The sequence below is a fragment of the Acidovorax sp. GW821-FHT09B03 genome, assembly GCF_059418305.1.
Window position 1 is genome coordinate 55076 of sequence record NZ_JBWKPP010000025.1, and the last position, 23809, is coordinate 78884.

Consider the following 23809-nt stretch of genomic DNA (forward strand, 5'->3'; position numbering starts at 1 on the left):
GAATTACCTGCTTGCACAATGCGCCCGTCGGTGGGGCATTCGATGGGGCGCGCCGTTGAACACTTGGCGCAGGATAGTGAGGTTGCAACTGACACGACGAGATCTGGGCGGCCGAAGCTACCTCCTGCAGCGAGACCGCAAAACTCGCAATACAAAGTATTTCAGCCCACCGCCCACGATGCGTCGGCCAGCGCCGCCACGCCGGTCAGCTTGACGAGGCTGTCGTTCTCACCCAATGCCGCGGCACCGTCGTTCACGAGGATGTAGGTGTCGGCCCCGTAGCGGAAGGCAATCGCCTTGTTGGCGCCCGCCGTGGTGGCGGCCAGTGTTGCAGCGGCCAGCAGCGAGGACGACGCGGCGATGCTTGCCAGTTCGCCGCTGCCGGGTGCAGCCTTGGTCGCGGGGTTGGCGCTGGTCAGCTGGATCGCATCCGTACCACCCACGAAGCCGGCCACCTTCATGGCCGATGCCTCCAGCGAGGTGGCGGTACGGATGTCCAGGTTCCGTGCCGCAACGCCTGCCAGTCCGGTGATGAGCACCTTGTCGGCCCCGTCCCCCAGAGCAACGCTGTGCACCGCCATGGCATTGAGCGAGATGGAGACGCCTGAGGTACCTGCAAGCGTCAGGTCCAGGGCTTCCCTGAGCCCTGATGCATCGATCAAGGACAGCTTGGCGCCCGTCACCGTGGTGGTCAGCGCCTGGCCGCCGGAGAGGGTGATTTTTTCCGCATGGGGAGCGGTGATCCTGGCCTGGTTGGTGGTGGTCTCCGCCACCAGACCCGCAGCGCTGAGCACATTCAGGGTTTCGATGTCCGCAACCATGATTTCGTCATGGCCCGTGGCGTCGGCAAACACCAGGTTCGCCGAGTCGGTGGGGCCCGAAGCACCGGCAAACTTCACGGTCAGGGCGCCCCCTGCGCCAGAGTTCTGGATGCCGACGGTGGTGGCCAGGTTCACGCTTGAGAACGTGGCAGGGCCTGCAGCTTCCTCCATCCGCAGGTCCATCAGGCCGGTCGCGCCCGAGGCGCTGAATTGCGCCCCCGCACCCGCCTTGATGAAGACGTTTTCGACGCTTATCAGCGTGGGAGACGCCACCGCTGCAGCATCCAGCGTCGCTCTCAGGGTGTCGATACCCGCAGCACCATCGATCACATCCGCCGTCGAAAGAAAGCCCGCGGTGGGCGCAAGAACGGTGTCGCTGAAGGCCGTGGTCTTGAATTTGGCTTCTGCGGCTGCAGGCGATATCGCATCATCGCCGGAGGTCAGCAGAAGCGTCACGCCTGGCAAGCTGGGGCCGATGGGGCCGACAGGCGAGGGCTCGATGTTGGCGGGGTTAGCGGAGTAGTTGTACGAGGCCGCCAGCTCGTTGTTCCATGCAACGGCAGCCCCACTGTAGGCGGCCTGATCGCCCGTGGCATTCTCAAGGCCCGACAGGATCGTCCCCAGCTGCAGTGCGACGATGCCCACATTGACCTTGCCCACTTCAACCAAATAGTTTTTGACTGCGGTTTGCAGGCCTGCATTCGGCAGCACGCCCAGATTGCCCAAGATCTTGGTGGAGAGTTCTTCCTCCGTCAGGTTGGCAAAGCTGGCACCGAACTGGAGTGCAAAGGCTGCGTTGCTTTCAGGGGTCGTGCCAGCAGCAACCAGCTGGCTACTAAATGACGCGTTCGACGGAGCCTGGTTGTTGAACGCACGGTTCAGCATGAGGACAGGCTCGTAAAAAGGCCAGATGGTCTTGGGCATCGCGAACTCCGTGGCAACAAGGATGCGCGAAGCGTAGGGGCAGGCCTGAGCAACCGGTGTGTCAGCCGTCACAAACGAACATTTTGAAACCTACGCGTGCCCACGCGCCCACCGCTGCAGAACTGAGGAGTTGCCCGCTCAGGCTACCGTCGGCGCAATCGAATCCAGCGGCCAGCGCGGCTTCACGTCGAAGGCGTACTCGGCCGAGGCCTGCTGCTGCCCCGATTCGAGGCGCATCGCCGCGGCCATGGCGATCATGGCGCCGTTGTCGGTGCACAGGTGCAGCTCGGGGTAGTGCACGCGCACCTTGTTCTTGGCGCAGGCTTCGTTGAGCTGCTTGCGCAGGTGGCGGTTGGCGCCCACGCCGCCGGCCACGACCACGCGCTTCATGCCCGTCTGCTTCAAGGCGGCCAGGGTCTTCTTCACCAGCACCTCGACGATGGCGGCCTCAGTGCTGGCGGCCAGGTCGGCCTTGCGCGGCTCCAGGTCGTCGCCGAGCTTTTTCGCCTGGGTGAGCACGGCGGTCTTGAGCCCCGCGAACGAGAAATCGAGGTCGCCGCTGTGCAGCAGCGGGCGCGGCAGCTTAAAGGCCGCAGGATCGCCCTGCTCGGCCAGGCGCGACAGCGCCGGGCCGCCGGGGTAGCCCAGGCCCATGAGCTTGGCCGACTTGTCGAAGGCCTCGCCGGCCGCGTCGTCGATGGTCTCGCCCAGGATTTCGTAGCGGCCCACGCCGTCCACGCGCATGAGCTGCGTGTGGCCGCCGGACACCAGCAGCGCCACGAAGGGGAACTCCGGTGGGTCGGCGCTCAGGAAGGGCGAGAGCAGGTGCCCTTCGAGGTGGTGCACGCCCAGCACCGGCTTGCCCAGCGCCGCGCCCAGGGCGCAGGCCACGCCCGCACCCACCAGCAGCGCTCCGGCCAGGCCGGGGCCGCGCGTGTAGGCCACCACGTCCACGTCGGCCAGGGTCTTGCCGGACTCGCCCAGCACCTGGGTCGCCAGGGGCAGCACGCGGCGGATGTGGTCGCGGCTGGCCAGCTCGGGCACCACGCCGCCATAGGCCTGGTGCATCTCGATCTGGCTGTGCAGGGCGTGGGAAAGCAATGCGGGTACCTGCCCTTGCGCGCGCGTTTCCACCAGGGCCACGCCGGTTTCATCGCACGAAGATTCAATACCCAGTATCAGCAGCGTCATGCCCCCAAGTGTAGAGGGCCTGCGCCCGCCGCGAGGCGCCACAATCGGACAACCCCACGCACTGCACGCCTCCCCTGCCATGGCCGACGCCCTCCACTTCCACTCGCCCCAGACGGCGCAGATGCTGCTTTTGGCCCAGCAGGTACGCGCCTGGGAGCGCGTGGCACCTGCCGAGTACCAGGCCCTGCAGCAGCGCCAGCTGCACACGCTGATGCGCCATGCGCACCAGCATTCGCCCTTCTGGCGCCAGCGGCTCGAAACGGCGGGATGGCCGGCCGGGGCAGCATCGCCGCACACGGTGCTCGCCCACCTGCCGGTGCTCACGCGCGCCGACCTGCAGGCGCACTTCGCCCAGGCCCGTGCGCGCTGGCCTGGGCTCCAGGACGAGGGCGTGGCCACGTCCGTCACCTCGGGCTCCACCGGCGAGCCGGTGCGCGTGGAAAAGGCCAGCGCCATGTACTCGCCCCTGTATGCCGCCATTTCCTGGCTCGAAGCCCAGTGGCACCAGCGCGATGCCCGGCGCAAGATCGCCGTGCTGGGCACGGGCCTCACGGATGGAACGCAGGACACCTGGGGCGACATGTACTCCGCCATGGGCCTGCGCGGCCCCTGCGTGCTGCGCAACATCAGCCAGCATGGCATGGACTCGCACCTGGACTGGCTGCTGCAGGAGCAACCCGACTACCTCAAGTGCAGCCCCTTCGCGGCAGCCGAACTGGCACGCATGGCCCTCGCGCGCGGCGTGCAGCTGGCCATCCGGCAGGTGATCTCGCAGTCCGAGCGCGTCACGCCCGCCCAGCGCGCCCTGTGCCGCCAGGCGTTTGGCGCGACCATCGTGGACCGCTATTCCTGCGAGGAGACCGGCTGGCTTGCGCTGCAGTGCCCCATGCACGAGCACCTGCACCTGCTGGGCGCCACCACGTTCATGGAGATCGTCGATGGGGAGGGCCAGCCCTGCCCCGTGGGCGTGCCGGGACGGGTGCTGGTGACCAGCCTGCACAGCTTTGCCATGCCCATCCTGCGCTACGAGCTGGGCGACATCGCCGAATGGGGCCCGCCCTGCGGCTGTGGCATGGCCCTGCCCGTGATCGCGCGCATGGGGGGCCGCACCCGGCACCTGGTGCAGACCGGCCGGGGCCCGCTGCCCATGCCCTTCCTGGGCGATGAGCTGGGCCGCATCGAACCCATCCGCGCATTTCGCATGCGGCAGTATGCGGACGGCACGCTGCAGTTGCAGCTGGAGGTGCCGCGCGCGCTCACCGCCGAAGAACATGCTGCCGTGCGCGCCGTGTTTGCGGCCAACGCCTTGGCGGACCTGCCCCTGCATGTGGAGGAGCTGGCCCGCATCGACTGGCCGGCCGGGCGCAAGCGCGAGGAGTTCGAGCGCGTGGACCGCGCATTCGAACCCTCTCCCTAGTTCACTGCGGCCAGACCTTGCCCTTGTTCACAAAGGCACCGCTGCCAGCCCGGTAGCCGAAGTGGACCTCGACATTCGCTGCCCGCATCTCCGCTTCGGTGAAGTCCAGCTGCGGCTTGAACTGCAGCGTGGCGGCGTTGGTCACCTGGCTCGCGAAGGCAATGCCCTCGGCGTCCGCCGGCACCTGGCTGGTCCAGGTGCCATCGCCCTTGCGGAAGAACCACAGGTCCGGTGCAGAGCCCTGGGCCGGAATGCGGGCCGCCACCCAGGCGCTGATCTTCGGGTTGGCAGCCACGTCGGCTGCCGTCTGCGCCAGGGTGATGCCCAGTTGCAGCGGCTGGCTGGCCGTGGACAGCACCGCCGTCGCAACCGTTGCGGCCGCCGAGGCCTGGGTGGTCGCCTGCTGGTCCGTGCTGCTGGCGGTGCCCACGGCCGGGCTCGGGCCCTCCACCGGATCGGGGGTGGTTGTGGCGGTCCAGCTGATCGCTGCGTACCCGGCAGCGTACTTGGCCATGTCCACGTCGATGGCGCCCTGCACGTCGTACAGCGGGCTGCCGTTGATCTGGCGGATGTAGAGCCAGTTGCCCTGGCTGGTGCTGCCCTTGCTGGCGTCGAGCTGGCCGCCCACGAAGCGCACCGTGCCTCCGCCATCGTGCACCACGAGGTGGTCGGCGCCGGGCTCGTTGACCAGGCGCGAGAACGTGGTGTCGATGTGCTCGGTGGCCTGCACGTTGGCGTACTCTGCGGTGCCCAGGGCCGCCTCACGGACCGGTGCCGACCCGTAGCGCAGCACGAACGCGGATTCGGTGCGCTGGGGCGCATAGCCCGAGAACATGAACGAACGGGTGCCTGCGGGGATGTAGATCCTGAATTCCTTGTACTGCAGCTGGTAGCCGGTGAACTCGGGCAGCGCCAGCGAACCCCCACCGGGGAACGCGCAGCCGCCCGTGGCGTAGCCGATGGCGCAGCCCGTGACGCCCTCGGGAGCGTACTGCTGCTTGAAACCGGTCTTGGTCGTGAAGGTGTAGTCGTAGGTGCCGGCGGCAGGGGGCAGCGCGATCTTGAGCGCCGATTGGTGAAGCGAAACGAAATTGGCAGCGTGGGCCAGCGAGGCCAGCGCAGAAAGACACAGGACAACCAGAAACCGCATTGAAAACCACTCCAGGACAAACAGACAGGCAGAAAAAAGCGCCCCGCGGGCGCCGCGAGGCCTGGCCTCGCCGCGCCCACCAGGGGCGGCCATCATTCAGTTATTTTGAATAACCTTATGCAAGCACTCCGTACGGGCCCGAAGCGGCACGCACAGCCTTGCCCCATGCCATCTGGCGCACGGGGCGAGGCTCAGAGGGGCTGCCAGAACGGAAGTTCCTGTAAAGACAGGGGTGTTACACCTGGCCCACTGCCCCACCGCGGCGGCGGTAACGATCGCGAGGATTTGCAACGCAATCCTGGCCCCTGCTCACTGCAGCGGCCCGAGGTAGGTCGCCTGCATGCCGTTGAGCAGGAACAGGTGCTTGTGGTTCAGGTCGGGAAAGCGCCCCTGGTTGATGACGATGTCCACCTGGCCGTTGTCCCACCGCGTGGGGACCTGGGCGACCGCATCGGTGCGCTGCTCCCACTGGGGCGCGTCGGCCAGCTCGATGCGCCGGAAGCTGAAGTCCAGGTAGGGCATGGCGTGGCCGATGAATTCGCCCAGGTCGCCGTTCATCTCCACCGTGTTGTTGAGCAGGAAATAGTCGAGCTTGCCGCCCACGCCCAGCCAGCCGGTGTTCTCGCCGGTGTAGTTGCGCGACACATCGGTGAGCAGCTTGCCGTTGGCATAGAACGCCACCTTGTCGTTGGCAAAGTCGGCCAGGATCTCGTAGCGCATCCAGGTGCTGTCCGTGTACCGGACGGGCGCATCCGAGTAGATGCCGGGCACGCCGGTGTTCGCCCCTTCGGCGCGGGCCGTGAGCGAGCCGCCCTCCTTGGCGGTCCAGACGTTGCGGTTGGGGTTGCTCGAATCGGTCCAGTAAAAGCGCAAGTACTTGCCCGGCGCGTCGATCGTGGACAGGTTGATGTAGCCCGTGTAGTACATCTGCGGGTAGTAGGCATTGGTATCCCACAGGTTCCAGTTGCGCAGGCGGTAGCTGCTCGGGTACCTGTCGCGCGTGGCCTGGGTGATGCTGCGCTTGAGCCAGCGGCCCGAGGGCGTGGTACCGCCCGACAGCTCCAGCGTGGCGCCGGACTCCGTGGCCTGCGCGTTGAAGTCCGTGGAGGTCAGAATGGGGTAGATGCCGTCGAGGTGCGTGCGCCATGCGGCCTTGGTGTTGGCGGCAGGCGCCTGGCCCGTGGCGCTGCCGAAGTCCGTGAAGCGCGCCAGCAGATGGCGCTGGCCGAAGAAGGTGTAGCCGCCCGCATTGTGGTCGGCCTTGCTGCCCAGGCTGCTGCCGATGATGCTGTACGGCCGGCCATGGGCGGGGCTGGTGGCGGCCTGCGTGGGGCCCTGCACCACGCCGCTGGCAGCCGATGCGTTGCCGGCCGCGTCCAGCGCATGCACCCGCAGCGCATAGCTGGTGGCGGGGGCCAGGCCGGTGAGGGTATGGGTGGTGGTGGAGACCTTGTCCTGGAGCACGCCGTCGAGGTAGACCGCGTAGGCCGCCACGGCCACGTTGTCGGTGCTGGCCTGCCATTGCAGGCGCAGGCTGGTGCTGGTGGCCTGCACGACACGCAGGTCCGTGGGCGCACTGGGCGGCGTGGCATCAGGGACGCCTGGGCGTGTTCCGCCGGGCCCTGTGCCCTGGGGTGTGGCCGGGCAGGCGGCCACCACCGCTTCGTTGCCCGCGATAGCCCCCACGGCGCCGAAGCGCTGGCGTGCCAGCAGGTCCTCGAAACTGCCGGGGCCGCTCTTGCCAAAGCCGGCAAAGAGCTGCAGACCCGCGAGCCCCGCGGCGCTGCGCACGGCCGGCTCGGCGATGCTCTGGTGCAGGGCGTTGCCGGGGGCCGTGGCGGATTTCTGCGGATGCGCCACATTGCGCAGTGCCGGCGCCGGCCAGGTGCCGGGCTGGTGGGCGGCCCACCCCCCGGCAGCATTGCGATAGAACCAGTGCCCGGCATAGGCTGCGACCAGGTACACGTCGTAGCCCGCGTCCACACTGTCCTGGGCGAGGTCCAGGTCGAAGCGCAACTGCAGGCCCTCGCTCTGGTGAAAGCAAGTGCTCGCATTGCCCACGGGTGCAGCGCTGGCGAGGAGGCTGAATGCGCTGGCCAGGGCTCCCAGGGCCAGGCGGCCCCGCCAGGCGGCAGGTACCCCGCGCGTGCGGGCGCTGGTGCGGTGTTTCACGGCGTTTTTCATGGCGGCGCTGGTGTGCGTGGGCGCAAGGCACGGTGCCCGGGGGTTGGCGGGTATCGGAAAGCGCCCGACGATACGGGAAAGAACGGCGCGCCGCAACGCCGCGCCCAGGCGCAGGCTCAGCGGCGCTGCGTGCGCGCCGCCAGCAGCTGCTGCACCATGGCGGCCACCGTGGTGGTCTGGGTGTCGTACCGCGACTCGGGGGCACGGGGCACCTCGTAGGCGCCGTCCCAGCCGGTCAGGCCGGTGATCAACCCGGCCCGGGCGCGCGCATACAGGCCCTTGGGGTCGCGGCGGGCACATTCCTCCACGGGCGTGCTCAGGTGGATCTCATGGAACTCGCCGGGGGCGAACAGGGCGCGCACCCGCTGGCGGTCGGCCTCGAAAGGGGAGACAAAGGCGCACACCACGGTCAGGCCGTTGTGGGCCATCAAGCGCGCCACTTCGCCGGCGCGCCGGATGTTCTCGGCCCGATCGGCGGCCGACAGCCCCAGGTCGGAGCACAGGCCCTTGCGCAGCTCGTCGCCATCGAGCACGCCTGCCCGGCCACCAGCCTGGTTGATGGCACTGGCTAACGCGGTGGCCAGGGTGGTCTTGCCGGCGGCGGGCAGGCCGGTGATCCAATAGACGATGGGGTTCAGACGGGGTTCCAGCATGGGCGGCACAGGGGAAGTGCACCGACTGTAAACCAGCCAGCGGCCTGCCGGCCTGGCGTTCTTACCAGCGGTCCGAGCGCATGCGCAGCTCCCACCCGCCGCCGCGCAGCTCGTACACGCCCACGGCGCCATAGCGCTGCTCGCCCTTGTCGTCCCAGGTCATGGTGCCGATCACCGGCGCATAGCCGTTGATGCTGTGCATGGCCTTGGTGATGGCCTTGGGGTCGGCGGACTTGGCCTTCTGGATCGCAGCGGACAGCACATAGGTGCTGTCGTAGCTGTAGTGGCCGCCATAGGCCGGGGCCTTCTTGAACTCGGCCACGTACTTCTCGAGGAAGGGCTTGCCGGTGGTGAACTCCTTGGCCTCCAGCACGGGCGAGGTGGCATAGATGCCTTCCACGATGCCGACGCCCTTGGCCATGTCGGTGGTCTTGATGGTGTCACCGCCCAGCAGGCGCACCTTGGTGTGATCGACCTTCTTGAGGGCCTCCAGCAGGGCAATGGCCTGGAAGTCGTTGAGCGTGGAGACGATCACCTCGACCCGGGCGGCCTTGAGCTCGCCGGCCAGCGCATCGAAGGCCGTGGTCTTGTCGTCGAAGGACTTGCGCACCACGACTTCCTTCTTCTCGGCCTTGAGCTGCTCGGCCGCACCGTCGGCCAGGCCCTTGCCGTAAGGGGTGCCGTCGTCGAGCGCAGCATAGCGGCTGGCGCCCAGCTGGGTGGCAGCGAACGAGCCGATGGCGCGCGCCTGCAGGGTGTCGTTGGCCACCATGCGGAAGGTGGTGGGAAAGCCCAGCTGCGTGAACTTGGGGTTGGTGGAGATGGCGATCTGCGGGATGTCCTTGGCCGCGTAGATGGGGGCGGTCTCGATGCTCACGCCCGAGTTCAGGTGGCCGATGACCGCCACCACGCCGGCATCCACCAGTTGCTGGGCCACGGTCTTGCCGGTGGCGGCGTCAGCCCGATCGTCCACGGGCACGACCTCCAGCTTCACGCGCTTGCCGTCCACGGTGTAGCCGCCCTTGTTGAGCTCGGCCACGGCCAGGTTCACGCCGTTGAGCAGGTCCTGCCCCAAGGCGGCCAGGGGGCCGCTCAGGGGCTGGGCGACCCCGATTTTGATGGTGTCGGGCACTTTGCCGCAACCCGCCAACAAGGCGGTGGCGGCCACAGCGGTCAAGGCCAGGCTGGCCGAAAATCGGCGCCGGTCGATGGGCAGGTTCATGCAGGAAGCTCCATATCAGTATGTCAATGTGACCGGATGTATATGCGACGCCGCAAAGAGGCGCTATCGGGTATGCCCTCCCAATACTCACTCTATTAGCAAGTTTCAGGCCCTCGCCGCCATGGACCCGCCAAAACCAGGGTAGACCCCTGCCTGCACCAGCCCGGCGCACCAATTTATGGCGCAAATCTTGCTATGCTGACAGTATGAACGAGGCCTTGCGCATAGTGGTGGTCGCCCCCGATCTGGCGGTCACCGACCCCAACGACGAGCACGCCCTGCTGCAGGCAGAGCGCTCGCGGGCGCTGCGCATCGGCCTGCTGGAAAACAACTTCAACCTGGTGGCCACGCTGCCGTCGGACGTGTACCTGAGCGAGCGCCTGGCCCAGCTGCAGCCCGACCTCATCATCGTGGACGCCGAAAGCGAGGCACGCGATGCGCTGGAGCATGTGGTCATGGCCACGCGCGACGAGCGCCGCCCCATCGTCATGTTCACCAATGACGAGGACACCTCGCACGTGAAGGCGGCCGTGGCGGCCGGTGTGTCGGCTTACATCGTGGCCGGCCTGTCGCCCCAGCGCATCCGGCCCATCCTGGACGTGGCGATGGCGCGCTTCCAGCACGAGCAGGCGCTGCGCGCCGAGCTGGCCGACGCCAAGACCGAGCTCAAGGACCGCAAGACCATCGACCGCGCCAAGGGCCTGCTGATGGAGCGCCAGGGCCTTACCGAGCAGGCCGCATACGAGAAGCTGCGCAAGACGGCCATGGACAAGGGCCTCAAGCTGGTCGACGTTGCCCAGCGCATGCTCGACGTGGCCGATCTCCTGAGCTGACAGACCCCGGCGGCGCACGCCGCAGGGCCAGCATGCAGCGCCGCCAGCACACGCGGCGCACCACTCCCGCCCCCCGCCCTGCCCACCACGGCCCGCGATGGTGCAGCGCACAACACCTGTGCAGTCGAACACGGTGCAAGGCCGGCGCCTTGTCGTGGTGCATGTGGCCAGTCTCCTTTTGTCGATTGAATGTGTCGCTATCAAAAAAAGAGCTGACAGGCTGTCGAACAGGTTGGCACAGGGTTTGCATTACCTGGACAAGACCAACGGAGGTCTTCGATGAGCGGTATCCATCCAATGGCGGGCGGGTACCCCTCGCCACCGGACAGAGGCGTCCCCACCCGCGCTTGGCGCTGCGTGACTTTCTTTTGGAAGTTGCAGCAGCCCATGCGCCGAGGGGGACGCCTTTTTTGTTTTTCAAGCCACCAGGGAAGCACCATGACCGATCTGCTCAAAACCAGTCTCAACCGCCGCACCGTGCTGCAGGCCGCCACCGTGGGTGCCGTGGGCGTGAGCCCCGCCCTGCGCGCCCTTGTCCACGCACAGGGCTCGGACGCCCCCGAGAAGAAGGAAGTGAAGATCGGCTTCATCCCGCTGACCGATTGCGCCAGCGTGGTGATGGCCTCGGTGCTGGGCATCGACAAGAAGTACGGCGTGACCATCATCCCCACCAAGGAGGCGAGTTGGGCCGGCGTGCGCGACAAGCTGGTCAACGGCGAGCTGGACTTCGCCCACGTGCTCTACGGCCTCGTCTACGGCGTGCATCTGGGCATCGCCGGCCCCAAGAAGGACATGGCCGTGCTGATGAACCTGAACCACAACGGCCAGGCCATCACGCTGTCCAAGAAGCTGGCCGACAAGGGCGCCGTCAACGGCGCCGGCCTGGCCAAGCTCATGGCCAGCGAGAAGCGCGAGTACACATTCGCCCAGACCTTCCCCACCGGCACGCATGCCATGTGGCTGTACTACTGGCTGGCCGCGCATGGCATCGACCCGATGAAGGATGCCAAGGTCATCACCGTGCCGCCACCGCAGATGGTGGCCAACATGCGCGTGGGCAACATGGACGGCTTCTGCGTGGGCGAGCCCTGGAACCACCGCGCCATCATGGACGGCATCGGGGTGACCGCCACCACCACACAGGACATCTGGAAGGACCACCCCGAGAAGGTGCTGGGCACGACCTCGGAGTTCGTGCAGAAGTACCCCAACACGGCCCGCGCCGTGACGGCCGCCATCCTGGAAGCCGGTCGCTGGATCGACGAGAGCCTGGGCAACAAGAACAAGATGGCCGAGACCATCGCCGGCAAGGCCTACGTGAACACCGGCGTGGACGCCATCAACCAGCGCATCCTGGGCCGCTACCAGGACGGCATGGGCAAGACCTGGGACGACCCCAACCACATGAAGTTCTACAACGACGGTGCGGTGAACTTCCCCTACCTGTCGGACGGCATGTGGTTCCTGACCCAGCACAAACGCTGGGGCCTGCTCAAGGACCACCCCGACTACGCCGGCGTGGCCAAGGCCATCAACCGCACCGATGTCTACAAGCAGGCGGCCACCGCCTCCAAGACCCCGCTGCCCAAGAGCGAGATGCGCACGCACAAGCTCGTGGACGGCGTGGTCTGGGATGGCAAGGACCCCGCGAAGTACGCCGACGGTTTCAAGCTCAAGGCCTGACAGCCCCTTCCCCCGTACGCCCCACGTTCCCACCCGCACAGGAGATCCACCATGGTCAGTGCCGTTTTCCACTCCCCTCCCGCCGCGCTGCCGGCCGATGCACCGGCAGCGCCCGCCCGCGGCGCGGCCACCCAGGCCGAGGCCCGCAAGGAGCCCCCCGCCAGCGTGCCCGCGCCCCGCGCCCCGCGCGACTGGGCCGCGCTTTCGCGCAGCTTCTGGATGGCCGTGCTGCCGCCGCTGTGCGGCCTGGGCCTGCTCATCGGCCTGTGGGCGGTGGTGTCCACCACCACCGGCGGCAACATCCCCAGCCCGCTCGCCACCTGGGCCCAGGCACTGGACATCTTCAGCAACCCGTTCTACCGCAACGGCCCCAATGACCAGGGCGTGGGCTGGAACGTGCTGATGTCGCTGGAGCGCGTGGCCGTGGGCTTCGGCCTGGCGGCGCTGGTCGGCATCCCTGCAGGCTTCGTGATCGGGCGCTTCAACTTCCTCTCGCGCATGTTCAATCCGCTGATCAGCCTGCTGCGCCCGGTGTCGCCGCTGGCCTGGCTGCCCATCGGCCTGCTGGTGTTCAAGGGTGCCAACCCGGCCGCCATCTGGACCATCTTCATCTGCTCCATCTGGCCCATGGTCATCAACACCGCGGTGGGGGTGCAGCGTGTGCCGCAGGACTACATGAACGTGGCCCGCGTGCTCAACCTCTCGGAGTGGAAGATCGCCACCAAGATCCTGTTCCCCGCCGTGCTGCCCTACATGCTGACCGGCGTGCGCTTGGCCGTGGGCACGGCCTGGCTGGTGATCGTCGCCGCCGAGATGCTGACCGGCGGCGTGGGCATCGGCTTCTGGGTCTGGGACGAGTGGAACAACCTGAACGTCAAGAACATCATCATCGCGATCTTCGTGATCGGCATCGTGGGGCTGGCGCTGGAGTTCGCGCTCATCAAGCTGGCCACCGCATTCACATTCGAAGAGGTGAAAGCATGACTACCGCTACCGCATCGCAATCCGCCAAGTTCATCCAGGTGCAAGGGGTCGAACAGACCTTCAAGACCACCAAGGGCCTGTTCCCGGCACTCCGGGACATCCACCTGACCATCGCCAAGGGCGAGTTCGTGGCCCTCATCGGCCACTCGGGCTGCGGCAAGTCCACGCTCCTGAACCTGATCGCAGGCCTGACCACGCCCACGGCAGGGGCGCTGCTGTGCGCCAACAAGGAGATCAAGGGCCCCGGCCCCGAGCGCGCCGTGGTGTTCCAGAACCACTCGCTGCTGCCCTGGCTGACCTGCTTCGACAACGTCTACCTGGCGGTGGAGCGCGTGTTCGGCGCACGCGAAACCAAGGCCCAGCTCAAGGCCCGCACCGATGCGGCACTGGCCCTGGTGGGGCTGACGCATGCGGGCCAGAAGCGCCCCGGCGAAATCTCGGGCGGCATGAAGCAGCGCGTGGGCATCGCCCGCGCCCTGTCGATGGAGCCCCAGGTGCTGCTGATGGACGAGCCCTTCGGCGCCCTGGATGCCCTCACGCGCGCCAAGCTGCAGGACGAGTTGCTGGACATCGTGGCGCGCACGCAGAGCACCGTGGTCATGGTGACGCACGATGTGGACGAGGCGGTGCTGCTGTCCGACAAGATCGTGATGATGACCAACGGCCCGGCAGCCACCATCGGCGAGGTGCTGCAGGTCGACCTGCCCCGCCCGCGCAAGCGCGTGGAGCTGGCCGAAGACCCGCGATACGTGCACTACCGCAAGGCGGTGATCGATTTTCTCTACACGCGCCAGGGGCACGTCGAGAAGGCAGCATGAAGCCCCGCGCCGCAAGGCGCGGCAACACGCCCAGGCGCTGACCGATCCCGGTCAGCGCCTTTTTTTCAGGCTCAGTGCGTACCGGTGATGTACTGCTCCAGCTGTTCGATGATGAATTTCTGCTCGGAGATGATGTCCTTGACCAGGTCACCGATGGAGATCATGCCCACGAGCTTGCCGTTGTCCACCACCGGCAGGTGGCGCAGGCGGCCTGTGCTCATCATCTGCATGCACTGCTCGCTGGTCTGGTCGGGCCGCACGAAGCGCACGGCCGAGGTCATCACGTCGCGCGCCAGCGTGGCGGCGGAGGTGCGGCCCAGGAGGGCAATCTTTCGCGCATAGTCGCGCTCGGTGAAGATGCCCACGATGGCATCCCCTTCGGTGACCACCAGGGCGCCGATGCCCTTGTCGGCCATGAGCTGCAGGGCAGACAGCACGGAATCCGTGGGCCGGATGGTGTGCACGGTGGCGTCAGGCTTGGACTGAAGAATCTTGGCTACGACGGTCATGGAAACCTCCCTCTGAGAGACGTGGATCGGGCACACGGTCATTTCAGCCCATCTGCTGCCCGAGTGCAACCGCTAAGCAGCATGCGGCCGACCACTGATGTTTCTGCGCTGTTGCATTGCCCTGCGGCCGAAACAAATCGAAAAGAAACGAAACCGCGTCGAGACCCCCGTTAGGGGTTAACCCGGCACGATACACCCATGTTCAACGCGCTGGCTCTCTCGGGAACAAGCCTGGTGGACACCGCAGGAACTATGTGGATTGTTTCTGATACCGGAACAGTTAATTTGCGACTGGTTGGTTTTTCTCTGAGCACCCCAGGCGTACAGTTCAACCCATCGATGAGCCGAACCCGCAAGGCGACTCACCGAACCCGGTTCAGCAGCTTGTTCGTATCGCAGCCGTTCCGGTTTTTTTGAGACGCTTTTTCACTTTAAGGATTTTTCATCATGAACACGACCGCACGCTTCCTCTCCATCACCGCTGTTGCCGCTTTCGCTTCCTTCGGTGCCTACGCCGACGAAGCCGACGCTTCGCAATTCGCCACCAAGTTCGAAACCAACCGCACCCGCGCCGAAGTGGCCGCTGAAGCCGCCACCGTGGCCCAGACCCGCAGCATCGAGCCTGCCGGGTCGCGTGTCGTGACCTACAAGTCCACGGCCGACCGCGCTGCCGTGCGTGCCCAGGCTGCTGACGCTGTGCGCACCGGCCAGATCTCTTTTGGCGAAATCGGCGCTCTGTAATTCGCATCCAGTTGGCGAATTGCCCCGTATTTCCCAGTACCTCATCCTCATTTTTCAAGTTTCACAGGAGTTTCACCATGAACACCACTGCACGTTTCCTCTCTATCGCCGCTGTTGCCGCTTTCGCTTCCTTCGGTGCCCAGGCTGACGAAGCCGATGCTTCGCAATTCGCCACCAAGTTCGAGACCAACCGCACCCGTGTCGAAGTGATGGCCGACGCCGCCACCGTGGCCAAGACCCGCAGCACCGAGCCCGCTGGCTCGCGCGTGGTGTCCTACCAATCGACCGCCGACCGCGCTGCCGTGCAGGCCCAGGCTGCTGACGCCGTGCGCACGGGCAAGATCTCGTCGGGCGAACTCGGCTCGCTGTAATCTGCCAGGCGAAGGGGCTGCCGACCGCACGGCCGCCCCAGCCCAAAAAGGCCGGGGCCCCGCAAGGGACCCCGGCCTTTTGCCATGGGGCTGCTCGCCTACTTGCGCGCCGCGGCCACCGCGCCCTGCACTTCCTTCCACAGGTCCTCGCCAACATTGGCGGCGATGCTGGCGTTCACCGCGCCGAGCTTTTCGCGCATGCGGCCGGCTTCGGCGGACGACAGTTCGTTGACCTGCATGCCCTTGGCCTTGAGGTCGGCCAGCGCCTTGGCGGCTTCGTCACGCGTGTCCTGGCGCTCGAAGTCGCGGCTCTTCCTGGCGGCATCGAGCAGCACCTTCTGCTCGGCCTTCGAGAGGCCATCCCAGTACTTCTTGCTGACCAGCACGATCCAGGGGCTGTAGACGTGGTTCGTCACGGTGAGGTACTTCTGCACCTCGTAGAACTTGCTCGACAGGATGGTGTTGTAGGGGTTCTCCTGGCCGTCCACGGTGTTGGTCTCCAGGGCCGAGAACAGCTCCGAGAACGGCAGCGGCACGGCATTGGCGCCCAGGGTCTTGAAGCTGTCGAGGAACACGTTGTTCTGCATCACGCGCAGCTTGATGCCGTTCATGTCCTCGAGCTTGGCCACGGGGCGCTTGCTGTTGGTCAGGTTGCGAAAACCGTTCTCCCAGTACACCAGGCCCACCAGGCCTTTTTCCTGCAGCTTGTCCATCACCTTCTGGCCCACGGGGCCGTCGAGCACCACGTCGGCCTCCTTGGCGTTGTTGAACAGGAAGGGCGTGTCCCAGATCGCCATTTCCTTGGTGATGCCCACCAGCGTGGCGGTGGAGCCGACCATCATCTCCTGCGCGCCACCGATCAGCGCCTGCTGCATCTGCAGGTCCGAGCCCAGCGCGGCGGCGCCGATGGCGCGCACCTTCATCTTGCCACCCGAGGCCTTTTCGACCTCCTGGGCGAACAGCTTGGTGGCGCGGCCCTGGTTGGACACCTCGTTGAGGCCATAGCCGAAGCGGATGATGCGCGGCTTGAAGTCCTGGGCGGCGGCCTGGAACGAGGCGGCGACAGCGGCGACCGACAGGGCGGCCAGCAGGGTACGGCGGAAAGTCTTCATGGTTGTCTCCATTGGCAAGGGAATGAAAGGCACGGGGAAAAGGGATGTGGGATGCCGGGTCAGCGCATCCAGGCCACAGGGGCCGTCACGATCTGCGGGAACACCACCAGCAGCGCCATGATCAGCACATAGGTCAAGAGGAACGGGTTCACGCCGCGGATCACCGTGGGCATGGAGATGCGCCCCACGCCGGCCACCACGTTGAGCACGGTGCCCACGGGCGGCGTGACCAGGCCGATGGAGCCGTTGAGCACGAACATCAGGCCGAAGTAGACCGGATCGATCCCCGCCTTGACGGCGATGGGCAGCATCACCGGCGCGAAGATCAGGATGGTGGGCGTGAGGTCCAGCGCCGTGCCGATGAGGACCAGCACGACCATCATCACCGTCATCAAGAGGCGCGGGTTCTCCACCAGCGGGCCGAGCCAGCCGGTCAGCACGCTGGGCAGGTCGGCCAGCGTGATCATGTAGCTGGCCACCTGGGCACCGGCGCACAGGAACATCACGATGGCCGTGGTCTTGGCGGCGCGCACCAGCACGCCGTAGATGTCGGCAACGCGGATCTCGCGGTGCACGAACAGCGCCACCACCAGGGCATAGAAGGCGGCCACGACGGCGGCTTCGGTGGGCGTGAAGATGCCCGACTTCATGCCGCCAATGATGATCACCGGCATGAGCAGCGCCCAGAAGGCCTTGCCCGTGGTACGCAACTTCTCGCGCATGGGCAACGGTGCGGGCCCGGGGGGCAGCTCCATGCCGCGCAGCACCCAGCGCCAGGCGACGATGAGGCCCGCGCCCATGATGAGCCCGGGTACCACGCCCGAGACGAACAGCGCCGAGATCGAGGTGTTGGTGGTCACGCCGTAGATCACGAAGGCCATGGACGGCGGGATGATGGGCCCGATCACGCTGCCCGCGGCGATCAGGCCGGCCGATGAATCCACCGGGTAGCCGTTCTTGCGCATCATGGGCAGCAGGATCGAGGACATGGCCGCGGCATCGGCCAGCGCCGATCCCGACATGGCCGACAGCAGCACCGCTGCGCCGATGGCCACATAGCCCAGGCCGCCGCGGATGTGGCCCACCCAGGCCTGCGCCATGTCGATGATGCGCCGGCTGATGCCGCCGGTGTTCATCAACTCGCCCGCGAGGATGAAGAACGGCACGGCCAGCAGCGGAAAGCTGTCGACACCGGCCACGAGGTTCTGGGCCAGCAACTGCGTGTCCCAGAAATCGAGCACCCAGGCCATGCCGGCCCCGGTGAGCACCAGGGCCAGGCCCATGTTCATGCCGGTGGCCATGAGGGCCAGCATGCCGACGGAAAAGACGAGGAAGGCTTGCGCTTCTGCACCCATGGCCATCACTCCAGTTCCGCGCCGTGGCCGAGGTCCAGCGGCGTGCGGCGAACCAGTTCCACCAGCGCCATCACGGCGATGGCGGCCGAGCACAGCAGGGCCGGCAGCGGCAGCAGCGCCGACGAGTAGCCGAGCACCACGGAGTGGCTGTCCATGCCCACCACCACCTGCTGCCAGGCGCCCCAGGCCAGCATGCCGCAGGCGGCGATCACCAGCAGGCGGATCAGGGCTGTGAGCAGGCCGAAGGCCAGCGGCCGCTTGGCCAGCATGCCGGCCAGCGTGGTGAAGGCCATGTGCTCGCCGCGCGGGTAGGCCGCGGCGGCACCGATGAACACCATCCAGACGAAGAGCAGGCGCGAGAGTTCCTCGCTGGCGGCCACGCCGCTGCCAAAGCCATAGCGCAGCACCACGTTGACGAACACGGCCACGGCCATCACGCCCAGGCAGGCGGCCATCAGCATCTCGGCCGTGCGTTCAAGACCGCCCTTGGCAGCATCGCCACCGGGCTGGGGATCGGGAAGGGAGTTGTCGGCGCTCATGGGGTGGTTTCCTGGTGGGCGGCGGCAAGCCAGGCACAGACCTGGTCCTGCAGGGTGGCGATGGGCAGCAGCGCATCGAGGCGCAGCACGCCGGGCTCGCCCACGGGCGATTCCAGCGTGGCGAACTGGCTGTCCACCAGTGTGGTGGAAAAGAAGTGGGTGTTCACCCGGGCCGCCACGCGCTCGCCGGCATGGGCCCGGTCGATCTCCAGAAAGGCGAAGCGCACGCCGGGGCAGGCAGTGCGCAGGCGCTCGCGGTAGGCCTTCTTGAGGGCCGAGCAGGTGAGCACCGCGCCCTCGGGGTGGTCCTGCAGCAACTGGCCCAGCGTGGCCAGCCAGCCTTCGCGGTCGGCGTCGGTCAGGGCAATGCCCTGGCGCATCTTCTCGCGGCTGGCGGGACTGTGGTGGTCGTCCCCTTCGATCAGGGGCAGGGCCTGGGCCTGTGCCACGGCGGCGCCCAGGCTGGACTTGCCGCAGCCGGCCACGCCCATGACCACGAGGAATACCGGTGACGGTGGACGGTTCATATTGGTAGCGCTATCCAACAAATTTCAAAAAAACATCCCGGCGGGATGAGGGGAAAATTCAGCCAGCACAGAGGAAAATGCCACACTATTGCGCATGCTGGCCTTGCCTCGGCTTCTGGACAGCGCTATCCTAAATCCATCAGGCCGCAACCACCCGAGGGAAAACCCTTGTCCAGATCCGAACCCCGGCGCCGTTCCAGCGGCCGCGTGACGCTCAGCCATGTTGCCGAGGCGGCCAGCGTGAGCCCCATCACCGCGTCGCGCGCACTGCGTGGCGAGCGCGGCGTGGCCGACGAGCTGGTGCAGCGCGTGAAGGCCGCCGCCGCGCAGCTGGGCTATGTGCCCGATCCCGCGGCCCGCGCCCTGGCCTCGCAGCGCAGTGTGCAGGTGCCGGTGCTGGTGCCCCTGTTGTCCAACGCCCTGTTCGTGGACGTGCTCGATGCCGTGCACCGCACCTTGTTCCCGCATGGCTACCAGGCCCTGATCGGCGTGACCCACTACGACCCCGATGAAGAGGAGCAGTTGCTGCGCACCTACCTCGCGCACCGCCCGGCGGGCCTGCTGGTCACGGGCTTCGACCGCACGGAATCCGCACGCCAGATGATTGCCGCCAGCGGCGTGCCCTGCGTGCACCTGATGGAGATGACCACGGCGCCCGGCGTGTACTGCGTCGGCTTTTCACAGCAGGACGCGGGCCACCACATCACCGCCCACCTGCTGGAACGCGGCCGCCGCCGCGTGGCCTTCGTCGCCGCACAGCTCGATCCGCGCACCATGCAGCGTGCCGAGGGCTACCGCCGCTGCCTCAAGGAAGCCGGCCTGCACGACCCCCGCCTGGAGCTGCTGAGCGCCCAGCCCTCGTCCATCCGCCTGGGGGCCGAGTTGTTCGAGCAGGTGCTGCGCACCCAGCCCGACGTGGACGCGATCTTCTTTTGCAACGACGACCTGGCCCAGGGCGGCCTGCTGGCCGCGCAGCGCCTGGGGGTGGCCGTGCCCGCCCAGGTGGCGGTGGCGGGTTTCAACGATCTGGCGGGCAGCGACCAGATGCTGCCCACACTGACCACGGTGCGCACCCCGCGCTCATCCATCGGCGAGGCCAGCGCGCGCATGCTGCTGGCGCTGATGCGCGGCGAGGCGCCCGAGCACAACTCGGTGAACCTGGGGTTCGAGCTGACCGTGCGCGAGAGCACCTGAAGGACCAAAAGACGGTGAAAATGGACCGCTGCGGCGGTTTTGCAGCCGACACGCCTCAAGCCCAACTGCCTCCTGGACAGAGTTTCTACACGTGAGATGGATGAGACGACTGCGTCGACAAGCCTGGTCGCATTCAGCGACTCGTGGAAGGCGATGCCGAAGTTTCAGGACCTGCCGAGACAGCGCTGGTTGCAGCCCCCAGCGCTCTGGCGTCGGCCTCCCAGCCGCGCAGTTTGTCGCGAGCATGGCGGCGTTGCTCGGGTGTGGTGCTGTTGTGCAGCTCGGCCAGCCAGGCGCAGTTGTTCTCCACCACCTTGCGCTGATAGGCTGCATAAGCCGGACGCGGCGAGCGCAGCCAGCTGCCCATCAAGGCCTTGACCTGCGCCTGGGCGACCGACGCCGCCAAGGCGCGACCGTCACCGGTGAGCGAACGCAGCGTTTGCAGCGTGTCACGCTGGCGGGCCAGGCGCTCCTGCTGCCACACCTCAGCGTCGTAGGGCGACGCGGCCAGCGCCTTGGACAAGCGCTCTCGTTGCGCATCGTCCAGCCGGCCATAGAGCGTTTCAAGCCGCTCGACGGTACGCTTGTGCCGCTCCTCTCGGCGCTCATTCAGGTCGGGCTGCAGGTAATCGTCGCGGAACTCCTTGTTGCTGCGCTCGTAGCGCTTCTCGATATGGCGCAGTTGCTGTGGCCTCAGCGACACCACCAGCTCGGTCGCGGGCACCACAGCTTGCGCCAGCGCGGCCTCGGTCCGCAGGAGAAATTCGGGCTCCCAGCGGCACAGCGCGGCGCCGGTGGTGTTGTCCATCACCTGCGCCTGCATGCGTGCCAACATCCCTGCATACTCCGAAAGTTGCGTGCTGCGGTGCCAGCGGAACCAGGCGCCGACGGCGTCGCGGGTGCGGGGGCCCTGCTCGTCGTCCAGGTCGGCGTAGTTGTCGATCCACACGGAGGCCCAGTTCGGGGCCTGGTTGTAGGCCAGCCGCACCACAGTGCAGCCGGCGAGAGCGAGTGCCAGCAGGCTTGCGCCGACTATCCGCGCCCCCATTCGCAATGGCATTACACAGAACGATTCGCGCATGATTCTCCACATGGTCCTGGTGGCTGCGGGCCAGGAAACCCGCATGGCCTCCGATTCACCCGGCCAGCTGCAACGTGCGTTCGATGCCACCGCCTCGCTGCAGGCAAAAAATACAACCTACGCTGATGAGCCCGGTGGCTTTACTTTCTGACCAGGTTGACGCGCGTGAGTTCCGGCGGCTTGCAAGGTCGAAGCACGATCCCGGCCATGGTGCTGCGCCGTTGTTGACATAAATGCAAGTCTCCGATCTTGCAACTGCCGCAGCGCGTGCGCCGAGCCCGTAGGCGCAATGCAGCGCCTGGCCCGCGCGCTGACACCAAAGCGGCCCGCATCCCAAGACGGGAAGGGGGCAAACATGAGTGGACGCCACAATAGGGCCGCCAGACGAGCCGATCGCCCAACCTGTGCGCTTGGCTACCCGCCAAAAAACCCAACTGACCCCGCAAAAGATCATGCAGGCCGCGCTGGTGGAATATCCGGTAGCTCAGGCGGCCAACACGCGAGTTGACAAAGGTGCGGCAGTTTTTCTCGTCGCTTTAAGCCGAGGCGAGCGCCCTTTGCGAAGACGACGACTTCATGGCCTTGCGCAAGGCCACCGCGTCCTGGGCCTGGGCGGGCGCCGACGCATCGAGGCGGAACACCGCCACCGTCTCGGTGACGGACTGGGCCTGGCCCTGCAGCTCCATGGCCGAGGCCGCGTTCTCCTCCACCAGCGCAGCGTTCTGCTGGGTGATGGTGTCGAGCTGGGCCACGGCGGCATTGACCTGCGAGATGCCCGTGAGTTGCTCGTTGGAGGCGTTGTGGATCTCGCCGATCAGCGTGTTCACGCGGCGCACCAGCTCCAGCGATTCGCTCATGGTCTTTTGCGCCGTGTCGGTCTTCTGGTGGCCCTCTTCCACCTTGGTGGCCGAGTCGTCGATGAGCTGGCGGATCTCCTTGGCGGCCGACAGCGTGCGGTGCGAGAGGCTGCGCACCTCGGAGGCCACCACCGCGAAGCCCCGCCCCTGGTCGCCTGCGCGCGCCGCCTCCACGGCGGCATTGAGCGCCAGGATGTTGGTCTGGAAGGCGATGCTGTCGATGAGCTGCGTGATCTCGCCGATGCGGCCCGAGGCGGTCTGGATCTGCTTCATGGTCTCGGCCACGCCGTCCACCGCCTGGTTGCTGCGCTCGGCCACCGAAGTCGCCTGCGTGGCCAGCACCGTGGCCTGGCGCGCCGATTCGGCCGTGTGCTTGACGGTGCCGGTGATCTCCTCCATCGATGCCGCCGTCTGCTGCAGGTTGCTGGCCTGGGTCTCGGTGCGCGAGGAAAGGTCCTGGTTGCCCTGCGCGATCTCGCGCGTGGAGACCTGCATGCGCTCGCTCTCCTGGCGCGCATCGCGCACGATGGACAGCAGGTTCACGTTGAGCTGCGACAGCGCCTTCTGCAGGTTGCCCACGGTGTCGTCGCGCGAGACCTCGATCTTCTGCGTGAGGTCGCCCGCCGCCATGCGGTTGGCCCAGCCCAGCATCTGGAACAGCGGCGCCACCGTGGCACTGTGCAGGTACCAGGCCATGCCCATGGCCAGTGCCAGCACACCCACCCAGGCCAGGCCCGAGCCGAATGAGAAATCATGCCCGCCCAGGTCGGCAGCGCCCCAGGCCGCCAGCACCAGCACCAGCAGGCACATGCACATCTTGCCCAGCGGGCCGAGCTTGAACCGCGAGGCCAGCGCCCCCCAGGCGGTGTTCCTGACCAGGCGCCCGTTGCGCAGCACGTGCACCAGGCTGCCGCGCTCCTTTTCGGCACGCATGGTGGCGTAGAGCCGGTCGGCCGCCTGGATCTGCTCGCGCGTGGCCTCGGTGCGCACCGACATGTAGCCCGTGGGATGGTCGCCCTGCATCAGCGGCGTGACGTTGGCCATCACCCAGTAGAAGCTGCCGTCCTTTCGCCGGTTCTTGACCGCAGCCGACCACGGGTGGCCGTTGCCGATGGTCTCCCACATGTCGCGAAAGGCCTCCTCGGGCATCTCCGGGTGGCGGATCATGTTGTGGGGCTGGCCTAGGAGTTCCTCTCTCTCGTAACCACTGACCTCGATGAACATCGGGTTGCAGTAGAGGATGCGGCCCTTGAGATCGGTCGTGGAGACCAGGGTTTCGCCTTTGGGAAAAACGTACTCTTGGGTGCTGACCGGCAGATTCACGCGCATGGGAATCCCTCCAAGGATGGCATCTCGTCCCCGCTGTCTTCGGCCGTGGAACCAGGCGCATGGCCTGCAGCGGTAAAAACATCCTAGGAAGAATGTCCCGATCGCGCAAACAACATTTGCGCAATGCGGGCATCCCCAGCCTGGTGCAGGCCCTGGTGCATGCCGGCACACGGGAGGCATTGCAGCGCACCATGGCGGCCCACAGGCTCTGCACAGCATTCAAATTTCATAGCGCCCAGCGCAATGAATTCGGCCACTTGCGGGCGATTCCCGCATGCCAGACCCGACGCACCAACATTTGGCACACGCCTTGC

At 66.8% G+C, this 23809-nt stretch carries 23 protein-coding genes; 10 read left to right on the forward strand and 13 right to left on the reverse strand.

Annotated elements, in window-relative coordinates; genetic code table 11:
- Window positions 1–161: 161 nt before the first annotated feature.
- Together AC07PA_RS29565 and tsaD are read right to left on the reverse strand one after the other, a co-directional pair.
- Window positions 162–1745 (reverse strand): bluetail domain-containing putative surface protein, encoded by a 1584-nt coding sequence (locus AC07PA_RS29565; RefSeq protein ID WP_494609625.1) that lies wholly within the window; start codon window positions 1743–1745, stop codon window positions 162–164.
- Between the two features lie 138 nt (window positions 1746–1883).
- Window positions 1884–2936 carry a tRNA (adenosine(37)-N6)-threonylcarbamoyltransferase complex transferase subunit TsaD gene (tsaD, locus tag AC07PA_RS29570; protein ID WP_494609624.1) on the reverse strand — a complete coding sequence of 351 codons (1053 nt, stop codon included), beginning with the start codon at window positions 2934–2936 and terminating at the stop codon, window positions 1884–1886.
- 79 nt (window positions 2937–3015) lie between these two features.
- Here tsaD and AC07PA_RS29575 point away from each other — a divergent pair, with 79 nt between their 5' ends.
- On the forward strand, window positions 3016–4353 hold the full coding sequence (locus AC07PA_RS29575; protein WP_494609623.1) for a phenylacetate--CoA ligase family protein: 1338 nt from the start codon (window positions 3016–3018) through the stop codon (window positions 4351–4353).
- A gap of 1 nt (window position 4354) precedes the next feature.
- Here the strand turns inward: AC07PA_RS29575 and AC07PA_RS29580 are convergent, their stop codons facing one another.
- The 4 genes from AC07PA_RS29580 to AC07PA_RS29595 all read right to left on the reverse strand — a co-directional run bounded on the left by AC07PA_RS29580 (window position 4355) and on the right by AC07PA_RS29595 (window position 9562).
- On the reverse strand, window positions 4355–5503 hold the full coding sequence (locus tag AC07PA_RS29580) for a hypothetical protein (RefSeq protein ID WP_494609622.1): 1149 nt from the start codon (window positions 5501–5503) through the stop codon (window positions 4355–4357).
- Between the two features lie 309 nt (window positions 5504–5812).
- Window positions 5813–7675: a fibronectin type III domain-containing protein gene (locus tag AC07PA_RS29585; protein ID WP_494609621.1), complete on the reverse strand. Its 1863-nt coding sequence runs from the start codon at window positions 7673–7675 to the stop codon at window positions 5813–5815.
- A gap of 128 nt (window positions 7676–7803) precedes the next feature.
- On the reverse strand, window positions 7804–8340 hold the full coding sequence (cysC, locus tag AC07PA_RS29590) for an adenylyl-sulfate kinase (RefSeq protein ID WP_494609620.1): 537 nt from the start codon (window positions 8338–8340) through the stop codon (window positions 7804–7806).
- Window positions 8341–8401: 61 nt separating this feature from the next.
- Window positions 8402–9562, reverse strand: coding sequence for a branched-chain amino acid ABC transporter substrate-binding protein (locus tag AC07PA_RS29595; RefSeq protein ID WP_007855894.1), 1161 nt, complete (start codon window positions 9560–9562; stop codon window positions 8402–8404).
- Window positions 9563–9768: 206 nt separating this feature from the next.
- Here AC07PA_RS29595 and AC07PA_RS29600 point away from each other — a divergent pair, with 206 nt between their 5' ends.
- The 4 genes from AC07PA_RS29600 (at window position 9769) to AC07PA_RS29615 (ending at window position 13880) form a co-directional block, all read left to right on the forward strand.
- The gene (locus tag AC07PA_RS29600; RefSeq protein WP_007855895.1) at window positions 9769–10395 is read left to right on the forward strand and encodes an ANTAR domain-containing response regulator; all 627 of its coding nucleotides are present in this window, start codon (window positions 9769–9771) and stop codon (window positions 10393–10395) included.
- 438 nt (window positions 10396–10833) lie between these two features.
- Window positions 10834–12078: a CmpA/NrtA family ABC transporter substrate-binding protein gene (locus AC07PA_RS29605; protein ID WP_007855897.1), complete on the forward strand. Its 1245-nt coding sequence runs from the start codon at window positions 10834–10836 to the stop codon at window positions 12076–12078.
- A gap of 51 nt (window positions 12079–12129) precedes the next feature.
- Window positions 12130–13062 (forward strand): nitrate ABC transporter permease, encoded by a 933-nt coding sequence (gene ntrB / locus AC07PA_RS29610; RefSeq protein ID WP_145695423.1) that lies wholly within the window; start codon window positions 12130–12132, stop codon window positions 13060–13062.
- The gene (locus AC07PA_RS29615; protein ID WP_145695422.1) at window positions 13059–13880 is read left to right on the forward strand and encodes an ABC transporter ATP-binding protein; all 822 of its coding nucleotides are present in this window, start codon (window positions 13059–13061) and stop codon (window positions 13878–13880) included. Before ntrB ends, AC07PA_RS29615 begins: the two co-directional genes overlap by 4 nt.
- Before the next feature lie 71 nt (window positions 13881–13951).
- On the opposite strand, the gene AC07PA_RS29620 is transcribed toward AC07PA_RS29615, so the two are convergent.
- A complete protein-coding gene (locus tag AC07PA_RS29620) occupies window positions 13952–14389 on the reverse strand; it encodes a CBS domain-containing protein (RefSeq protein WP_494609619.1) in 438 nt (145 codons plus the stop codon).
- 198 nt (window positions 14390–14587) lie between these two features.
- On the opposite strand from AC07PA_RS29620, the gene AC07PA_RS29625 reads away from it, so the two are divergent.
- The 3 genes from AC07PA_RS29625 to AC07PA_RS29635 all read left to right on the forward strand — a co-directional run bounded on the left by AC07PA_RS29625 (window position 14588) and on the right by AC07PA_RS29635 (window position 15501).
- On the forward strand, window positions 14588–14806 hold the full coding sequence (locus AC07PA_RS29625; protein WP_494655409.1) for a hypothetical protein: 219 nt from the start codon (window positions 14588–14590) through the stop codon (window positions 14804–14806).
- 30 nt (window positions 14807–14836) lie between these two features.
- Window positions 14837–15130 carry a DUF4148 domain-containing protein gene (locus AC07PA_RS29630; RefSeq protein ID WP_494609618.1) on the forward strand — a complete coding sequence of 98 codons (294 nt, stop codon included), beginning with the start codon at window positions 14837–14839 and terminating at the stop codon, window positions 15128–15130.
- Window positions 15131–15207: 77 nt separating this feature from the next.
- Window positions 15208–15501 (forward strand): DUF4148 domain-containing protein, encoded by a 294-nt coding sequence (locus AC07PA_RS29635; RefSeq protein WP_494609617.1) that lies wholly within the window; start codon window positions 15208–15210, stop codon window positions 15499–15501.
- Window positions 15502–15599: 98 nt separating this feature from the next.
- Here the strand turns inward: AC07PA_RS29635 and AC07PA_RS29640 are convergent, their stop codons facing one another.
- Genes AC07PA_RS29640 through AC07PA_RS29655 form a run of 4 tightly spaced genes read right to left on the reverse strand, consistent with a single transcriptional unit; the run spans window position 15600 to window position 18998 of the window.
- Window positions 15600–16613, reverse strand: coding sequence for a TRAP transporter substrate-binding protein (locus AC07PA_RS29640; protein WP_494609616.1), 1014 nt, complete (start codon window positions 16611–16613; stop codon window positions 15600–15602).
- A 59-nt stretch (window positions 16614–16672) separates the two neighbouring features.
- Entirely contained in the window at window positions 16673–17968 is a 1296-nt protein-coding gene (locus AC07PA_RS29645; protein WP_007855909.1) for a TRAP transporter large permease, read from the reverse strand.
- Between the two features lie 5 nt (window positions 17969–17973).
- Complete coding sequence (locus AC07PA_RS29650) at window positions 17974–18507, reverse strand: TRAP transporter small permease (protein ID WP_494609615.1); 534 nt, start codon at window positions 18505–18507, stop codon at window positions 17974–17976.
- The gene (locus AC07PA_RS29655; protein ID WP_494609659.1) at window positions 18504–18998 is read right to left on the reverse strand and encodes a gluconokinase; all 495 of its coding nucleotides are present in this window, start codon (window positions 18996–18998) and stop codon (window positions 18504–18506) included. Before AC07PA_RS29655 ends, AC07PA_RS29650 begins: the two co-directional genes overlap by 4 nt.
- A gap of 204 nt (window positions 18999–19202) precedes the next feature.
- On the opposite strand from AC07PA_RS29655, the gene gntR reads away from it, so the two are divergent.
- A complete protein-coding gene (gntR, locus tag AC07PA_RS29660; protein WP_007855914.1) occupies window positions 19203–20228 on the forward strand; it encodes an HTH-type transcriptional regulator GntR in 1026 nt (341 codons plus the stop codon).
- 133 nt (window positions 20229–20361) lie between these two features.
- Here gntR and AC07PA_RS29665 read toward each other — a convergent pair whose 3' ends face one another.
- On the reverse strand, window positions 20362–21309 hold the full coding sequence (locus AC07PA_RS29665; RefSeq protein ID WP_494609614.1) for a DUF6279 family lipoprotein: 948 nt from the start codon (window positions 21307–21309) through the stop codon (window positions 20362–20364).
- On the opposite strand from AC07PA_RS29665, the gene AC07PA_RS29670 reads away from it, so the two are divergent.
- The gene (locus tag AC07PA_RS29670; protein WP_494609613.1) at window positions 21308–21460 is read left to right on the forward strand and encodes a hypothetical protein; all 153 of its coding nucleotides are present in this window, start codon (window positions 21308–21310) and stop codon (window positions 21458–21460) included. The genes AC07PA_RS29665 and AC07PA_RS29670 overlap by 2 nt on opposite strands.
- A 385-nt stretch (window positions 21461–21845) precedes the next feature.
- Here the strand turns inward: AC07PA_RS29670 and AC07PA_RS29675 are convergent, their stop codons facing one another.
- A complete protein-coding gene (locus tag AC07PA_RS29675) occupies window positions 21846–23495 on the reverse strand; it encodes a methyl-accepting chemotaxis protein (RefSeq protein WP_145695416.1) in 1650 nt (549 codons plus the stop codon).
- Window positions 23496–23809 lie beyond the last annotated feature (314 nt).

Bases quoted from the DNA above. Each gene is read 5' to 3' on its own strand.
- AC07PA_RS29665 (WP_494609614.1), bottom strand. From the start codon at position 21,309: ATGCGCGAATCGTTCTGTGTAATGCCATTGCGAATGGGGGCGCGGATA.
- AC07PA_RS29600 (WP_007855895.1), top strand. From the start codon at position 9,769: ATGAACGAGGCCTTGCGCATAGTGGTGGTCGCCCCCGATCTGGCGGTC.
- AC07PA_RS29635 (WP_494609617.1), top strand. From the start codon at position 15,208: ATGAACACCACTGCACGTTTCCTCTCTATCGCCGCTGTTGCCGCTTTC.
- AC07PA_RS29565 (WP_494609625.1), bottom strand. From the start codon at position 1,745: ATGCCCAAGACCATCTGGCCTTTTTACGAGCCTGTCCTCATGCTGAAC.
- AC07PA_RS29645 (WP_007855909.1), bottom strand. From the start codon at position 17,968: ATGGGTGCAGAAGCGCAAGCCTTCCTCGTCTTTTCCGTCGGCATGCTG.
- AC07PA_RS29630 (WP_494609618.1), top strand. From the start codon at position 14,837: ATGAACACGACCGCACGCTTCCTCTCCATCACCGCTGTTGCCGCTTTC.
- AC07PA_RS29580 (WP_494609622.1), bottom strand. From the start codon at position 5,503: ATGCGGTTTCTGGTTGTCCTGTGTCTTTCTGCGCTGGCCTCGCTGGCC.
- AC07PA_RS29615 (WP_145695422.1), top strand. From the start codon at position 13,059: ATGACTACCGCTACCGCATCGCAATCCGCCAAGTTCATCCAGGTGCAA.
- AC07PA_RS29640 (WP_494609616.1), bottom strand. From the start codon at position 16,613: ATGAAGACTTTCCGCCGTACCCTGCTGGCCGCCCTGTCGGTCGCCGCT.
- ntrB (WP_145695423.1), top strand. From the start codon at position 12,130: ATGGTCAGTGCCGTTTTCCACTCCCCTCCCGCCGCGCTGCCGGCCGAT.
- tsaD (WP_494609624.1), bottom strand. From the start codon at position 2,936: ATGACGCTGCTGATACTGGGTATTGAATCTTCGTGCGATGAAACCGGC.
- AC07PA_RS29655 (WP_494609659.1), bottom strand. From the start codon at position 18,998: ATGGGCGTGGCCGGCTGCGGCAAGTCCAGCCTGGGCGCCGCCGTGGCA.
- AC07PA_RS29650 (WP_494609615.1), bottom strand. From the start codon at position 18,507: ATGAGCGCCGACAACTCCCTTCCCGATCCCCAGCCCGGTGGCGATGCT.
- AC07PA_RS29575 (WP_494609623.1), top strand. From the start codon at position 3,016: ATGGCCGACGCCCTCCACTTCCACTCGCCCCAGACGGCGCAGATGCTG.
- cysC (WP_494609620.1), bottom strand. From the start codon at position 8,340: ATGCTGGAACCCCGTCTGAACCCCATCGTCTATTGGATCACCGGCCTG.
- AC07PA_RS29620 (WP_494609619.1), bottom strand. From the start codon at position 14,389: ATGACCGTCGTAGCCAAGATTCTTCAGTCCAAGCCTGACGCCACCGTG.
- AC07PA_RS29675 (WP_145695416.1), bottom strand. From the start codon at position 23,495: ATGCGCGTGAATCTGCCGGTCAGCACCCAAGAGTACGTTTTTCCCAAA.
- AC07PA_RS29595 (WP_007855894.1), bottom strand. From the start codon at position 9,562: ATGAACCTGCCCATCGACCGGCGCCGATTTTCGGCCAGCCTGGCCTTG.
- AC07PA_RS29670 (WP_494609613.1), top strand. From the start codon at position 21,308: ATGATTCTCCACATGGTCCTGGTGGCTGCGGGCCAGGAAACCCGCATG.
- AC07PA_RS29625 (WP_494655409.1), top strand. From the start codon at position 14,588: ATGTTCAACGCGCTGGCTCTCTCGGGAACAAGCCTGGTGGACACCGCA.
- AC07PA_RS29605 (WP_007855897.1), top strand. From the start codon at position 10,834: ATGACCGATCTGCTCAAAACCAGTCTCAACCGCCGCACCGTGCTGCAG.